This window comes from Aequorivita sp. Q41, from assembly GCF_039831855.1.
Classification (GTDB): Bacteria; Bacteroidota; Bacteroidia; order Flavobacteriales; family Flavobacteriaceae; genus Aequorivita.
In genome coordinates this window covers 1,639,793-1,654,945 of the sequence record NZ_JBDPMS010000001.1, presented here as the reverse complement: position 1 = coordinate 1,654,945, position 15,153 = coordinate 1,639,793, and the positions used below count along the sequence as shown (strand labels likewise).

Annotated in this window: 16 protein-coding genes; 10 read left to right on the top strand and 6 right to left on the bottom strand. The window is 37.7% G+C overall.

What is annotated here, in order from left to right:
* Positions 1-2 precede the first annotated feature (2 nt).
* The 3 genes from ABJ955_RS07545 to ABJ955_RS07535 are packed head-to-tail and all read left to right on the top strand — an operon-like array spanning position 3 to position 3,380.
* Positions 3-1,562: a potassium transporter TrkG gene (locus tag ABJ955_RS07545; protein WP_347373983.1), complete on the top strand. Its 1,560-nt coding sequence runs from the start codon at positions 3-5 to the stop codon at positions 1,560-1,562.
* Between the two features lie 25 nt (positions 1,563-1,587).
* Positions 1,588-2,256 (top strand): TrkA family potassium uptake protein, encoded by a 669-nt coding sequence (locus ABJ955_RS07540; protein WP_347373982.1) that lies wholly within the window; start codon positions 1,588-1,590, stop codon positions 2,254-2,256.
* Positions 2,257-2,276: 20 nt separating this feature from the next.
* Positions 2,277-3,380: a porin gene (locus ABJ955_RS07535; RefSeq protein WP_347373981.1), complete on the top strand. Its 1,104-nt coding sequence runs from the start codon at positions 2,277-2,279 to the stop codon at positions 3,378-3,380.
* Between the two features lie 322 nt (positions 3,381-3,702).
* Here ABJ955_RS07535 and ABJ955_RS07530 read toward each other — a convergent pair whose 3' ends face one another.
* Positions 3,703-4,140 (bottom strand): N-acetylmuramoyl-L-alanine amidase, encoded by a 438-nt coding sequence (locus tag ABJ955_RS07530; protein ID WP_347373980.1) that lies wholly within the window; start codon positions 4,138-4,140, stop codon positions 3,703-3,705.
* Positions 4,141-4,184: 44 nt separating this feature from the next.
* Entirely contained in the window at positions 4,185-4,349 is a 165-nt protein-coding gene (locus tag ABJ955_RS07525; RefSeq protein ID WP_347373979.1) for a hypothetical protein, read from the bottom strand.
* 189 nt (positions 4,350-4,538) lie between these two features.
* Here ABJ955_RS07525 and ABJ955_RS07520 point away from each other — a divergent pair, with 189 nt between their 5' ends.
* The 7 genes from ABJ955_RS07520 (at position 4,539) to ABJ955_RS07490 (ending at position 11,412) form a co-directional block, all read left to right on the top strand.
* Positions 4,539-4,826, top strand: a complete 288-nt coding sequence (locus ABJ955_RS07520) for a hypothetical protein (RefSeq protein WP_093977174.1) — start codon at positions 4,539-4,541, stop codon at positions 4,824-4,826.
* A gap of 296 nt (positions 4,827-5,122) precedes the next feature.
* Complete coding sequence (locus tag ABJ955_RS07515) at positions 5,123-7,525, top strand: TraG family conjugative transposon ATPase (RefSeq protein WP_347373978.1); 2,403 nt, start codon at positions 5,123-5,125, stop codon at positions 7,523-7,525.
* Positions 7,526-7,571: 46 nt separating this feature from the next.
* Entirely contained in the window at positions 7,572-8,156 is a 585-nt protein-coding gene (locus ABJ955_RS07510; RefSeq protein ID WP_347374378.1) for a conjugal transfer protein, read from the top strand.
* A gap of 2 nt (positions 8,157-8,158) precedes the next feature.
* Complete coding sequence (locus ABJ955_RS07505) at positions 8,159-9,001, top strand: hypothetical protein (protein ID WP_347373977.1); 843 nt, start codon at positions 8,159-8,161, stop codon at positions 8,999-9,001.
* A 12-nt stretch (positions 9,002-9,013) separates the two neighbouring features.
* Complete coding sequence (locus ABJ955_RS07500; RefSeq protein ID WP_347373976.1) at positions 9,014-9,637, top strand: conjugal transfer protein TraK; 624 nt, start codon at positions 9,014-9,016, stop codon at positions 9,635-9,637.
* Complete coding sequence (gene traM / locus ABJ955_RS07495; RefSeq protein WP_347373975.1) at positions 9,618-10,547, top strand: conjugative transposon protein TraM; 930 nt, start codon at positions 9,618-9,620, stop codon at positions 10,545-10,547. The genes ABJ955_RS07500 and traM overlap by 20 nt, the downstream gene beginning before the upstream one ends.
* Before the next feature lie 31 nt (positions 10,548-10,578).
* Positions 10,579-11,412 (top strand): DUF4138 domain-containing protein, encoded by an 834-nt coding sequence (locus ABJ955_RS07490; RefSeq protein ID WP_347373974.1) that lies wholly within the window; start codon positions 10,579-10,581, stop codon positions 11,410-11,412.
* A 48-nt stretch (positions 11,413-11,460) separates the two neighbouring features.
* Here the strand turns inward: ABJ955_RS07490 and ABJ955_RS07485 are convergent, their stop codons facing one another.
* From ABJ955_RS07485 to ABJ955_RS07470, 4 genes are all read right to left on the bottom strand, one after another.
* Complete coding sequence (locus ABJ955_RS07485; RefSeq protein ID WP_347373973.1) at positions 11,461-12,372, bottom strand: helix-turn-helix domain-containing protein; 912 nt, start codon at positions 12,370-12,372, stop codon at positions 11,461-11,463.
* Between the two features lie 17 nt (positions 12,373-12,389).
* Complete coding sequence (locus ABJ955_RS07480; protein ID WP_347373972.1) at positions 12,390-13,127, bottom strand: SDR family oxidoreductase; 738 nt, start codon at positions 13,125-13,127, stop codon at positions 12,390-12,392.
* 11 nt (positions 13,128-13,138) lie between these two features.
* Positions 13,139-14,116 (bottom strand): aldo/keto reductase, encoded by a 978-nt coding sequence (locus ABJ955_RS07475; RefSeq protein ID WP_347373971.1) that lies wholly within the window; start codon positions 14,114-14,116, stop codon positions 13,139-13,141.
* 117 nt (positions 14,117-14,233) lie between these two features.
* On the bottom strand, positions 14,234-15,031 hold the full coding sequence (locus tag ABJ955_RS07470; RefSeq protein ID WP_347373970.1) for an aldo/keto reductase: 798 nt from the start codon (positions 15,029-15,031) through the stop codon (positions 14,234-14,236).
* Positions 15,032-15,153: the final 122 nt, after the last annotated feature.

Here is a 15,153-nt window from a genome sequence, read left to right as displayed (position 1 = left end):
CTATGTACAAAACTTTTATAAAACAGGTAGCCAGTCTGCAAATAATTTTAGGCTTCGTAATGCTTGTGCCAGCCATATTTGCAATCATTTACCAAGAATGGTATTCCTTAACAGGCTTCCTAATTGCAGGAACATTTACTGCATTAATAGGATATTTGATTTATAGACTTTTTAAAAAAATTGAAGAACCTCAAGAAAAGCACTCGCTGGCCATAGCAGCCATTGGTTGGCTAATGATAATGATATTTGGTGCAATTCCCTATTTTGTCATTGCCCATATTACGCCATTAGAAGTGATGCAACAGTTTGTGCCCGTTGGAATGGATTATACTTCAAGTTTATTAAACTTTAGGAATCCATTGCATTGTATTTTTGAAAGCACGAGTGCCTTTACTACCACAGGCTTAACTATGGCATATAATGAGCCTTCAGTAGGTAAGTCTATTTTGTTTTATCGTTCTTTCTCACAATGGGTTGGAGGTGCAGGATTTATAGTAATGGCAATTGCAGTTTTTAGGCATTTACCAGGCCAAGGAGTAATTCAACTTTACAGTTCAGAAGCTAGCGGTACCAAATTGAGGACTAATGTAATAGAAACAGCAAGAGCAATTTGGAAAGTGTATTTTATAGTAACCTTTGCTATGTTCGTTTATATCGCAATTGGCACCTATTTTATATTACCAAACTATCCGTTATCTGAAAATATTTTTGATGCCATCAACCACGCAATGACAGGACAATCTACAGGTGGATTTAGTACACTAGATGACAGTATTGCAGGGTATCAATCTACCAAAATGGATATATTATTTTTGCTTCCAATGCTTATAGGCGGTTTTTCTATTCCATTCTTTTATAGACTCATATTTCAAGGAAAAATTAGCGAATTATGGAATGATATCCAAACTCGATCAATGATTATTGTATCTATAATTGGTGGTGTGGTTTTATCCTCATTCCTAATGAACTCTGAATTAGTTTCAAATCCATTCAGAGAAGGAATATTCCAATTTGTGAGTGCACTTTCAACCACAGGATGGCAAACTTCTAATATTGGTGGATGGGACGACCTATCTGTATTGTTTACCGTGGCTTTTGCAATGATTGTTGGAGGGTCTGCGGGTGGAACAGTTGGTGGTATTAAAATCATTAGGGCATTGTTACTACAAAAAGGATTAAAATGGCATATTAATAAATTGTTTTTATCCAAAAATTCCATAAAGTCGGTACGCTTTAATAATAAGTTAATGCTTCCAGAAGAAATGAATTCGGAATTATCAAGAGCAGGAGTTTTCACTCTTATTTACATCTTGTTGCTTTTTGTATCTACCTTATTCGGGGTGTATTTTATGTCGGGCGATTTTACATTGGCAGATGCCATCTTTGAGTCGGCATCAGCACAGGGCACTGTGGGATTAAGTTCGGGTATAACAGACCCAAGTATGAATCCAATTCTAGAAGGTGTTTATATCATACAGATGTGGGCGGGAAGAATAGAAATCATACCCATTCTGATTTTATTAAGAGTACTACTTTATGGTACGCAACCAAAAATTGTTTAACATTTAAAACTAAAAAATTAGTATTATGCACATCATTATTATTGGTTCAGGAAGAACTGGAAAACACGTTATCGAAGCAGCAGTAAAAGACAATCACGATGTATTCGTGATAGATAAAAACAGGGAAACAGCCGATTGGGTTGCTTCTCATTTTGACTGTGTGGTCATCCACGCAGACGCCACCAGTATTGAAGCCCTAAAGGAAGCAAATGCAGAAAAAGCAGATGCCATTATAGTAACCACTAATGATGATGCTGTGAATTCTTTGGTCATATTGTTGGCCAAACAATTAGGTGTTAGTCGTTTGGTATGCTCTGTTAACAATGAAGAGCATTTATCCGTTTTTGAACAACTAGGCACGGATACGGTAGAAAGTCCTTACCGACTGAATGGCAGGTATTTATACAGGGCAGTTCAAGGCCCCAATGTAAAAGAGTTTTTAGACCTAGGAGATGGTTATGAATTGTTGGAGATGCAGGTAGAAAAAGATTCTAAAATTGCCGACAAGTTAATCAAAGAGTTAAACAAACAAAGAATTTTACCATCTGATTCACGCATCATTTTAATTAAAAGGAACGAACAAATAATTGTTCCTGAAGGCGGAACTAAAATAGAAATATTGGATAATGTCGTAGTTCTATCGCAAAGAAAAAAGGTAACAGAAATATCGAATCTTTTTGGGAAGCAAAATTAATACGACAGAAGATGGAGCAGATGTGGAAGTTTAATATACTCATCGCACTAATTTTTTCAAGTTCAAGCATATCTGCACAAGTGGATAGCACTTGGCAACAAAAACCGCAATTAAATATTTCAGGTTTTGCAGATGTTTTCTATGTTTATGATTTTAACCAGCCACAGGGCACGGAAAGGCAAGCTTTTTTGTTCAACCATAACCGACATAACGAGTTTAATTTGAATTTAGGTCTTGTAAAATTAGATGTAGAACATTCAAAATACCGAGCCAATTTTGCACTACAAACAGGTACTTATGCCAATGACAATTATGCAGCAGAACCAGGCCTTTTGAAAAACATCTTTGAAGCGAATATTGGTATTTCACTGAACAAGAAAAATAACCTTTGGCTAGATGCAGGGGTTTTGCCATCCCATATTGGTTTTGAAAGTGCCATTTCTATGGATAATATGACTTTGACACGTTCTTTGTTGGCCGAAAACTCACCTTATTTTTTAACAGGAGCAAAACTGACTTTCAACCCAAATGACAAATGGGAAATAGCAGGATTTATTGTTAATGGTTGGCAACGCATTCAAAGATTGGAAGGCAATTCATTACCCTCTTTTGGTACACAAGTGAATTACAGCCCAACTGAAAAAGTTACTTTAAATTGGAGCACATTTGTCGGAACTGACGACCCTGACACAACAAGAAGAATGCGATATTTCAATAATTTTTACGGTCAATTTCAAATAACCGAAAAGTTTGGTTTAATCGCAGGTTTTGACATTGGAACACAACAGAGAACAAAAAACAGTTCCGTTTATGACTTTTGGTTGAGTCCAGTCATTATTGGACAATACACCATTAATAACAATTGGAAAACCGCAATCAGAGCAGAATATTATCAAGATGAGACAGGGATAATTATTCCAACAGGAACAATGAATGGTTTCCAAACCACAGAACTTTCCTTAAATATCGACTATTCACCAAATCAAAGCATCATTTGCCGAATTGAAGGACGTTGGCTAAACAGTAAAGACAAAGTTTTTGAAACCAAAAGCAATATGACAACCGACAACTTTACTATCGGAACTTCAATAGCAATCAAATTTGCTGAAACCTTAAACAGATAGTCCCCTTAATGCCATACACATTTGTAATTCACTTCAGCCGACACATGATCCAAAAATTACAAAAGAGTATTTCTTTGCCAACACAGATAGATAGATAGATAGACAAAAAAGTATAAGCTCCCTTTTGCAAACATTTTATTTTGATAAGTGTGCGAGAATCTATTGCTTTATACAGAAAATCGAAACTTTTAAGGACATTCAATAAAATGCAATTACTCTTATTTTTTAACAATAGACTTAAAAACAATAAAAACTTCCTTGAAGAAAAAGAAGGTTATTTTCCTCAAACTCTTTATAATCTCAACAAGTATTTCTTTCATAATTAAATATTTAAATAGTTATACAATCCTATTAAAATGGCCAAAGCCATTGCTCTTATATTGTTAGGCTTTAAAAAGTAATCCGCTTCATCCGTATTCGTAACAAAGCCCACTTCAATAAGTATTGAAGACCGGTATGGGATATTTTCACGCAATACTTGCAAATTTGCAAATTGAACACCTCGTTTCTTAAAGCCTAATTTTAGGGTGCTTTCTTCCAAAATGGATAATCCCATTCCAATTGATTCTTTTAAATTTTCTTCATTACTATTGGTACGGTGCACGTAAACATCAATTCCTTTTGAGGAAGAATGTGAGGAATTGCAATGTAACGGCACAAATAAATCTGCAGTTAAGCTTTCTGCCAATCGGCTTCTGTCCAATAAAGAAATCAAAGTGTCCCTATATCTGGTTGAGTACATATAAAACGTGTCATTCAAGAGGGTTTTATTTAGCCTTATAATCTCTTTGGCAATACTTAATACTATATCCTTTCTTGAATACTATTTGTGCCAATTGCACCAGTATCTTTTCCACCGTGGCCAACATCGATCACGATTCTTTTTTGAGCGTCAATTTCCTGTCCAAAAATAATGCACATTTTCAAAAGCAAAATCACAAAACTGACGTTTTTGAGCACTTTTTTCATTCTCAAGTTTTGGGTTATCAACAACCTATCTTCAAAAATTCATAGAATTTGATGCCAAACAATACCAACGGAATTCAAACAAAACCAAATAATATTTTATTCACAATTATTTGATTATCAATTATTTATAATCAAATATATGTAAATTTCGAATAACGAAAACACAACAAAATTTTAAACTTTTCCGTTATGAAAAAATCAATCTATTTAGCCACTTTTCTTTCGTTGGTTTCCACTTCCCTATTTGCACAAATCGGAGGAATCGAAGATTCCGTTAACGATGTTTCGGATACCATACGAACCATCTTTCCCATTATTCTCGGTGTCATCTTCCTTATCGGTTTCCTTTTTAACGCAGGACATTTTTTTGGTGAGAATGCCGACCTGAAAAAAGGGATTACCCGTGTCCTAGTCTTTGTTCTTATTGCGGGAGCTGTGGTTGGAATATTTACTTACCTAATCTCTATTGTAGTATAGGCCTTTAAAATTAGCAACAGCACTCATGAAACGATTCGAGGTCTATAAAAATATCAGGAAACAGGCGGTCATTTTTGGGCTGCCCATATCCCTCTTTGCGATACTAATGATCTGCATCGTGGCTTCGCTATTGGTCATTATCTTCTCATTCAGCTTTGCTATAATCATAGGCATACTGGTATTCAACACTGTTCTATATATCGCCTTGACACGAATAACCAACAACCCGCAACTTTTTCAAATGACAAAGGCATTCCCAAAAATTATTAGTAACAAAAGAAATTCCGGATTCGAATATGGACAAGATTAACCTATCAGCATATAAACCCATTGCGGATATTCAGGGCAATATCATTTTTGCCAACAACGGCAATGTGGTCTTGTGCTATAAAGGCAATTTGCCCGAAATCTATTCCTTATCCGAAAAGGACTTTGAGGATATGCACGGCGCGTGGTTTCAGGCATTAAAATCCTTGCCGATCGGTACTGTAGTCCATAAACAGGATGTCTACCTGAAGAAATCCTATTCAGCCGAACAACTTCCGAATACAACCTTTTTAGAGAAAGCAACCCACAAGCATTTCAAAGGACGTGAACATATGGAGCACAGCTGTTACCTGTTCTTCATATTCACCAAAAACAAGGCGCTCAACAATCCAAAATATGTCAACCCGTTCCGAAAGATTTCAAAAGGAATCGTTAAGGAAATGGATGACAGTATTAAAAGTTTTATCGGTTCGGTAAGCGATTCGGTTTCCTTTATTAATAATAGTCGCAAAGTAAAACTGACACCACTGAACCCAGAAATAATAAAGAGCATCAGTGATGCTTATTTCAATGGCTTTAACGAAGGATTTGATACCGATATACTTCTTGAAAAGAAGAACGTCACTATTGGCGAAAATTATTTTGATGCCCTGGCCATCAACAGCGAACTGTGCTTTGGCGAAAGTGTACAGAGTAGCAAGACCAACGAGAAATTCACATCTGACGATTTTGTGTTTCATCAAGGGTTTATTGATGGTCTAGGGCTTACGCTAAACGAAAACCATATTGTCAACCAGATTCTCTATTTGGATGACAAACAGAAATGGCGCAAGCTGTTGGACAAGAAAATAGAGGAACTGAACAAGAGTTCCAATTTCGGGTCTCAGAATAAAGTGGTTCTCGGAAAAATCCAGCATATCCTTGACCAGATCAATGCAGATGACAACGCTCGGGTTATCCGTGGGCATTTGAATGTTATCTATTGGTCAAAGGATGTCAAAGAGCTGGATAAAATTACGGCAAAGATAAAGACCGAGTTTAAGGAACTGGATATCATACCATACTATCCTAGAGGGGAAGAACGGAAGAATTATATCCTTAATAGCTACTGCTGTTTTTCGCCCAATTTCTCGAACAACGATTTATATGTGACCGATTTAAAGCACGCACTGTGTCTGTTCATCAACAATACCAACTACAAATCGGATACTACCGGCATCATCTTCAATGATAGGGAGCATAATATTCCTGTGCTGAAGGATGTTTGGGATGAGCGCAAGAAACGCATCAAAGCCCGCAACTTTGCCATTTTTGCGCCAACAGGTGAGGGAAAATCCTTTTTGGCCAATAACATCCTGCGCCAATATTTTGAAAGTGGTGTCCGTCTTGTCATCATCGATTTGGGTGGGTCGTACACCAAATTTGCCAAACTCTATCCCGAACAGTACACAGTACTGCGGTACGAGAGCGGAAAGAACCTGGGTATCAATCCGTTTTACATCAGCGACACGAATGACCTGACACCAGAACGTCTTGAGGATTTATCGGTGTTTCTGTTTGAGCTGTTCGCTTCAGATTTGAAAGTAACCAAAGCCCAATCCGTTTCCGTTAAAAAGTTACTGCGCCATTATTACGATAGCACTTCAGAAAACCATTCTTTGGATGGCTTTTACAGCTTTATAGAACGGAATCAAGAAAATCTTCTTGACACCCTAAAAATCCATCCCGACTACTTCAATGTTACGAGTTTTTTGCACGTAATGTCGGAATACGTCGGTGATGGTCTATATAGTTTTCTGTTTGAAGTCAGCGAAGACCAGACCTATAAAATTGAGGACAAACGATTGATTGTTTTTGAGCTGGATGAAGTCAAGAACAATAAGGAAATTCTTTCTGTAATGTTAAAGCTCATAAAGTCCGCTATTCAACGGACTATTTGGAAAAATAGAGCTGAAAAAGGTATTATCCTGTTCGACGAGTTTGCCAAGCAACTGAAGTTTGAAAATGTATTGGAAAGTGTGGAATTCTACTATCAGGCAATCCGTAAGCAAAATGGTGCGATTGGGATTATTCTGCAATCCATCAATCAGCTACCCAATAATTCCACTTCGGCAAGCATCCTTGAAAACACACAGGTCATCTATAGCCTAAATAATGAGAAAGGCTACGGCGAACTGGTCAAACGCCTCAACCTTTCCAGTCACGACCTGAACCAATTGAAATCCATCAAGAATAACCTTACCGGGCCACGGAAGTACACCGAAATGTTCATCAAAATCGGAAAGGAAAGCAACATTTTCAGGCTTGAAGTTCCCAAAGAAGTGTATGCAGCCTATCTGACCGATGGACAGGAAAACGAGGCCATAATGGCCATTTATGAAAAGACCCAAAATATGGAGAAGGCTATCATTGAATTTACATCTAAAACATAATAGTATGAAACCGAAGGTTCACGAATACCAAAACAAATATTTAGCAATGAGTAAATCGAAAATCAAAACATTAGGAATTGCACTGGCCTTTACCGTGTTATTGCCAGCAGGTGCTACCGCCCAAGGAATGCCCACTTATGACAATACCAACTTTATCAGCTTGGTAAAGCAATTGGTGGAATCCGGGAAACAGACGGCTCAAATGATCAAGTCTGTTCAATTCTTAAAGGATGCAAAAGAAAGTATAGAAAAGGTATCAAGCGTGGTACAACAACTTAGAGCGGTTCAAGAAATTGCAGACAACAATCAACGTCTTATAAATGTAATGCAAAATGACTTGCAGGATATTTTGAACTCACCCTATATCAAACCCGATGAAGTGGCCAGGGTATCCGAATCGTTTAGCACCATTGTCCAGAATTCCTTGGACACTATGGACTTCATAGACGAAATCCTGTCCAGTGACTACCTCAAAATGAGCGATGCGGAACGTGCAGAAATATTAAAACAAAAGGAAACCGAGTCCAAGGAAATGGTCACAGATATCACCATCCGAACCAAACGCTATCGGGATATTATCTCCTTCCGAAAAATGCAGGATAAAATCAATAACCGCGAAACCGAATACTAAAGATGACCGCAACCATCATATTAGGGATAGGGCTTGAATACGTGGATACCGTATTCCAGACGATACAGAACAGCGACTTCTCGCAATATACCATTGTGGGAATGAAAACGCTTGCCGTTCTGTTCTTTCTGGTCAATATCCTTAAAAAATACAACGAAGGGGTTGCTGATAAGGACGGGTATACTTGGGGGTTGAGTCCGGGAGAATTGGCCAAGAATTTTGCGGTCGTTCTCCTGGTCATTTTCTCGACTCAGGTCTTGGGCTTTTTTGATGCTATTCTCGTGTCCATCGAGGGACAATATCGGGGAACCGCCCCAGCTTTGCTGCCTTTGCAGATGCAGGATATTCCTATTGAAGAAGACGTGAATCTAATTGATGTAGCAAAAAACGCAATGACATTGCTTTATGAAGCTCTGGTAACCCCACTTTTTGGGTTCAAAATATTTGCCTTTATCGTCAGCATCATCCTTTGGATTCTGGATCTGTTCATCTATCCCTTGTTCTTGGCGGAACGCTTTTTCCTTTTGGGGATCATGCAGGCCTTTTTCCCATTGGTCATTAGTTTGGCTGTTTTTGAAAAGTTCCGCTCCTTGGCCTATACTTTTTTTAAACTGTATGCTGCGGTGTATATGCTCGTACCGGCATTCTTTCTGGTCAATGTGTTTGTCAATGCCCTCTATACGGAAATCAATACCAATTTCTGGAACAACCTTTTTGGTACGGATGTGGGCCAAGGCTTCTTTGCCCCTGTGGTGCAATTGGGTTCCGTTGGCTTTATCGTGTTCCTGAAATTCAAGCTGTATCGACGTGCCACCTCCTTCACCTTACGACTTTTTACCAACTAATATCCAATGAGAATGAAAACACCCTATAAAAACATTTATACCATTCTAAAACTGAACAGGTTCATTGTTTTAGCGGTTATTATATGCGCCACACTCTCGGGCATATTTTCCGTTTTGATGGCCTTTAATATCCATAAGAAAGCGTTGAACAGTGCCTTTGCCATCAACACCGATGGCAGTATCATTCCCTTAAAATTGGTTACCCAAAAGGAAAATTTCAAGGTGGAGACTTTGGCACACCTGGAACTGTTCCACACCTATTTTTATAACATCGATGCGAGCAATTATGAAAAGAACCTAAAAAAGGCACTTTGGTTGGGCAACAGCTCCGTGGATAATCTTTATCGCCAAAAGAAAGCGGATGGGGTTTATAATCGCCTTCTGCAATATTCGCTGGTGCAAAAAGTATTAAGCATCGATTCGCAAATCAATGAGCAAAATGGTCTCTACAACTTTAGGACGGTTACGGTATTTGAAATCAATCGAGGGTCGATAATCGATACCTACGAATTGGTTTCCACCGGAAACCTGATTACAATAGACCGGAACTTTCCCAACAACCCGCACGGATTGTTGATTACAGATTACTTCGAGAACACGCTAAAAAAAATAACCAATGAAAGTAGAAAAAAATAAAATAGTGTTTGCGGCCGTACTTGCCGTACTGTTCATTTTCCTGATCTCCTATTCCGTTATGATAATGGGTGATGACGAAAGTGAAAATGAAAACCTTGAACAGACCTTGATCCCTGAACTGGGACAGGACCAAAAGGAATATGATTCAAAATTGGATGCCATCAACGATTTGAAAGAAGTCCGACAGACAAATGCCCCGAGCATCTATGATGAAAAAATGATCGATTCGCTTGGCTTTTATAATCCGGATCTGCCCGAAATGGAAAAAGAACGCATTGTAGACAGCATTTATGCTGCCGGAAGAATCAAATATTCAAATGCGTCCTATGAACATATCGGCGAAAAAAGAACCGCTTTAAAGAAAGTCCGAGAAATTGATTCCACGGAACTAAAAATGGAACAAAAGATTGCCGCTAAGGAACTGGGCTTGGAGCACCAACTGTTTTTCGCAGCTACTCCCAAGAAAAATGAGCTGTCGATTTTGGGCAACACGGACGAAATGATTTACGCTGTTGTTGATGGAAACCAAGTAGTCAAGACTAATTCTAGGCTGCGGATGCGCCTAGTTCAGGATGCACTCATAAATAATAAAAGAGTCTCTAAAAACACACCTATCTATGGGTTTATCAGTTTTCAGCCCAATCGTGCTTTGATTGAAATTGAAAATATCCAACACCATCCTACCATTTTAAAAGCTTTTGACCTCCAAGATGGCAGTGAGGGAATCTATGTGGAAAACAATTTTCGTGCAGATGCCACCAATGAAGTTTTGGATGACATTATAGGTGACATCAATATTCCAAGTGTACCGCAGGTAGGTGGAATCACCAAAGTGCTTAAGCGTAATAATCGCAAGGTAAAAGTGACCGTACTCAATAATTACCAATTGATATTAAAGCCTAAACTATAATCCCAAAATGGCATTTTTAAAACGTACTCCTATGAAAAACCATCTATTTATATCCGTCTTTCTCCTAGCTTCCCTTGTCACTAAAGCGCAAAATGCCATAGTGTTGGATACCATTTATGCCAATGACCAAAAGAACGTCGCACTGTTTTTTCCCGAACCCATTCGCCAGGGAATCACCGGTTCGGATAATTTTGTTTTTACCTATAACCGGGATAATGAACAATATCTGGGGCTTTTGCAGGCCAAGCCCGGAAAGGAAAGCAATCTGTTGGTCGTCAATAGGGATGGTTCGGTCTTCTCCTATATTATAAAATACAAGGAGCGGTTATCAAAGCTCAATTATTTTATCCCGATGTCAAGTCGTATTGGGAATGAAAAGCCGATAGCGAACGATTCGATAAAAGTTGCCGATTCAGAAGCAAGTGATACAAACAAAAACCAGTATTATAAGAGGTTCTGCGCTTACCTTCTGGACAGAAAACAGCGTATTGGCCGACTTAAAAAACGCAAGGAAGGCATCGTTCTGAGTGTTGAGAATATTGTTTTTGACAAAGATGAATTCTATTTTGTAATCCAAATAAAGAACAATTCTAGCTTAGATTATGATTTGAATTTCTTGAACCTCTCTATAGAAACGAGACAAAAAGGAAAAAAGAAGTCATTGCAGAAGTTGTATCAAGAACCGCTCTTTCAATATAATGTGCCTTCCAGAATTGCTAAAAATGAAACCGTGAGATTGGTGTATATCTTACCTAAATTTTCTTTGTCCAATGAGCGTAGGGCTGTTTTGGAGCTGAACGAAAGGGATGGGGAAAGAAACTTAAAATTGAACGTATCGCATCGGTTTATTAATGATCCGAATTAATATTCTATATACTGCTAGCAGGGGTTTTATCAGTCTGTTGTTCCTTAATTAAAATGCTTGTCTAAACTCTAAAGGTGACTGATTTGTTTTTGCCTTAAATAATTTACTAAATGATTGTGAATGTTCAAAACCTAATTCGTAAGCAATTTCTGAAACGGAAAGATTGGTGGCTGATAATTTTTCTTTGGCTCTTTCTATGATTGCGTTCTGAATATATTGTTGTGTGTTCAGTCCTGTAAGTGAGCGGAGCATATCGCTTAAATAGCGTTGCGATAATTTTAATTCGGTGCAGATATATTTCACGGATGGTAAGCCATCTTTCAAACTATTTTCTTCTTCAAAATAGCTATTTAAAAGTTTGTCCAAAGAAGTTACGATCTCGTGATTGATTGCTTTTCTTGTAATAAATTGCCTATTGTAAAAACGATTGCTGTAATTCAGCAGTAATTCTATTTGGGAAACCAGAACATCTTGGCTAAAATTGTCAATATTGTTATCCAATTCGTTGGCTATTGAAGTAAATAAATTAGCTATAATCTCTTTTTCTTTTGCCGATAAAAACAAGGCTTCGGTAACATCATAAGAGAAAAAACCATATTGATTGATTGTTTTCCCTAAGGGATAATTTCGTATAAAGTCGGGATGGAAATACAAAGCAATTCCTTCATAGCTTTCTGTTTCTTCGGGTGAAAAAACAATCTGTTTAGGCTTCAAAAATGCCAATCCGCCTTCTTCAAAATCGTAATATCCTTGTCCGTATTTTATGTGTCCTGTGAAGCTAGGCTTAAAGGAAATTTTGTAAAAATCAAGACTTACTTTCTTTCCTCTTGGAAACATTTCAATCGGAACATTACGGTAATCAACCAAAGAAACCAGTGGATGCAATGGCGCAGCAAGTCCCAATATCCGCGAAAGTTGCGATATATTTTTAATAGGATTGATGTTCGACTGTTGTTGCATAAGTGGTTTAAATTTAATCAATTTTGTTTTGACGGACGAATAACAAGGTCACCAATTTCCACATCTTCAGGTTGGCTCATCGCGTAAATTACAGCATTGGCTATGGCTATAGGATCTATGGCCATTTGTTCAATTCCTTTTTGAATAGCTGTTTTTACTTCTTCATTTTTTATATTGTTCGCAAAGTCTGTTTTCACAAATCCTGGCGAAATGCCTGTAATGCGGATGTTTCCGTTGGACTCTTGCCGAAATGCCTCTGCAATAGTGCGGATGGCATTTTTAGTTCCTGCATAAACGCCTTGCATTGGTACAATCTTTATTCCTGAAGTTGAAATGATATTGATGATATGTCCCGATTTTTGATTTTTGAAAACAGGAATTGCAGCCGCCATCCCATACAAAACGCCTTTAAGGTTAATGTCAATCATTTTTTCCCAACCTTCCGTATCCAATTCGTCAATGCGACTCAATTGACTGACGCCAGCGTTATTTACAATGACATCTAATTTTCCGTACTCTGCAACTGCGGTATTGACCAGCCGAACTAGATCGGTTTTATGCTTCACATCAGTTTGAACAAAGGTGGCTACACCACCTTTGTTTTTTATTTCTTCCACAACTTGTTGCAATTGTTCTGTTCGTCTTGCACCTAAAACAACCTTTGCACCGTTTTGTGCTAATTCAATGGCGATGGCTTTACCCATTCCACTGCTTGCACCTGTAATAGCTACAGCTTTTTCCTTGATATTTTGCATTGCTATGAGTTTTATTTATCTATTTGTTTTTCTAAAAATTCAGGATAGCGGTTACCCACAAGTGTAATTCCATTGACTGTTGTGTTAATTCTTTCAAGTTCATCAGCGGTCAATACAATAGTTGTACTTGCAATATTTTCCTCTAAACGATGCAATTTTGTAGTCGCTGGTATTGGTGCTATCCAAGGCTTTTGAGCTAATAGCCAAGACAATGCTAATTGTGCAGTCGTAATATTTTTCTGTTGCGCAATTTCAGAAAGTGCATCTACTAAAACCATATTGGCCTTTATATTTTCTTCGCTGAAACGAGGAATAATATTTCTGCGATCTACATCTTCTAATTTCTTATTTATTCTACCTGTAAGAAATCCTTTCCCTAAAGGACTGAATGGAACGAAACCAATTCCTAATTCTTCTAAAGTTGGTATGATTTCATTTTCGGGTTCACGCCAAAACAAAGAATATTCACTTTGTAATGCTGATATAGGCTGAATTGAATGTGCTTTTCTGATAGTGCTGGCACTTGCTTCCGATAAACCGAAATATTTCACTTTGCCCTCTTGTATCAGGTCTTTTACTGTCCCTGCAACATCTTCTATTGGAACATTAGGGTCAACTCTGTGCTGATAAAGCAAATCGATGTAATCTGTTTTTAATCTTTTTAAAGATGCTTCGGTTACGGCTCTGATAGTTTCAGGCCTACTGTCTAACCCTACTGCTGGGCTAGCATCTTTACAACCAAATTTTGTGGAGATCACTACATCTTTTCTGTAAGGCTCTAAGGCCTCGCCAACAATTTCTTCATTGGTATAAGGTCCGTAGGCTTCTGCCGTATCAAAAAACGTAACACCTCTTTCAACTGCGTTGCGCACTAGACTTACAGCATCTTTTTTATCAAGACCTTTACCGTCTAAAAAGTTTAAACTCATACAGCCAAAGCCTAATGCGGAAACTTCTAATCCACTGTTTCCTAATTTTCTCTTTTGCATAATTCTTTTTTTAATTGTTTATAATACTGAATAAATTTCAGGTGTAAAATTCCTGATTGTTGTTGTATAAAAAGTAGTCGGATTGGTAATTATTGTAGTCAGGTTTTCAAACGCTTTTTAAACACCATAAATCAGTCCACTACCTTGATCTAATGATGTGATGGTTACCATATCATCTGCTGACAAGTCAAATACATTTGAATTTTCGTTTATCCTTTCCATATCTGCTGATTTCGGAATAGCTACAACTTCCCTTTGAATTAACCATCGAAGAACCACTTGGGCAATGCTCTTACTATATTTTCTTGAAAGTACTTTTAACAGTTCATTATTAAAAAGATTGTTTTTACCCTGAGCAAAGGGTGCCCAGGCCTCCAACTGTATGCCTTGAGATTTCAAAGTTTTCTGCATCTGTGTTTTTTGAGAAAATGGATGTGTCTCTACCTGATTCACTGCCGGCACTACAGTATGCTTCTTAAGTAAATTCTGAATCTGATCCCCATTGAAATTACTGATACCTATCGCCCTTATCTTACCTTCTCTATATAGTTCTTCCATTGCTGTCCAAGAAGAATTTACGTCTCCTTGCGGAAGATGAATTAAATAAAGATCGATATAATCAAGCTGCATTTTCTTTAAAGATGCTTCAAAAGCGCGTCTTGTATTTTCATAGCCGAGATCCTCTGGCAAAAACTTTGTAGTCAAAAAAATTTCTTCCCGCTTGACATTACTTTTTTTGATCGCTTTGCCTACCGACTCCTCATTATAATATGCAGCTGCTGTATCTATCAGTCTATAACCAATTTTTAAAGCATTAAGCACAGACTGCTCACACTCTGAACCGTTTCGAAGCAAATAGGTGCCAAAACCAAGTAGTGGCATCTTTACTCCATTGTTTAATGTTACATTTTTCATTTTTGAATTGACTTAAATTTCAATTACAAAATTCTTAAAAGTCATTCTATGAAATGTATCCGAATTGGTAGTTGTTGTAGTGAAATTGTACAGGATGGTGAGTAGCCTTGGCTGTTCGGTTT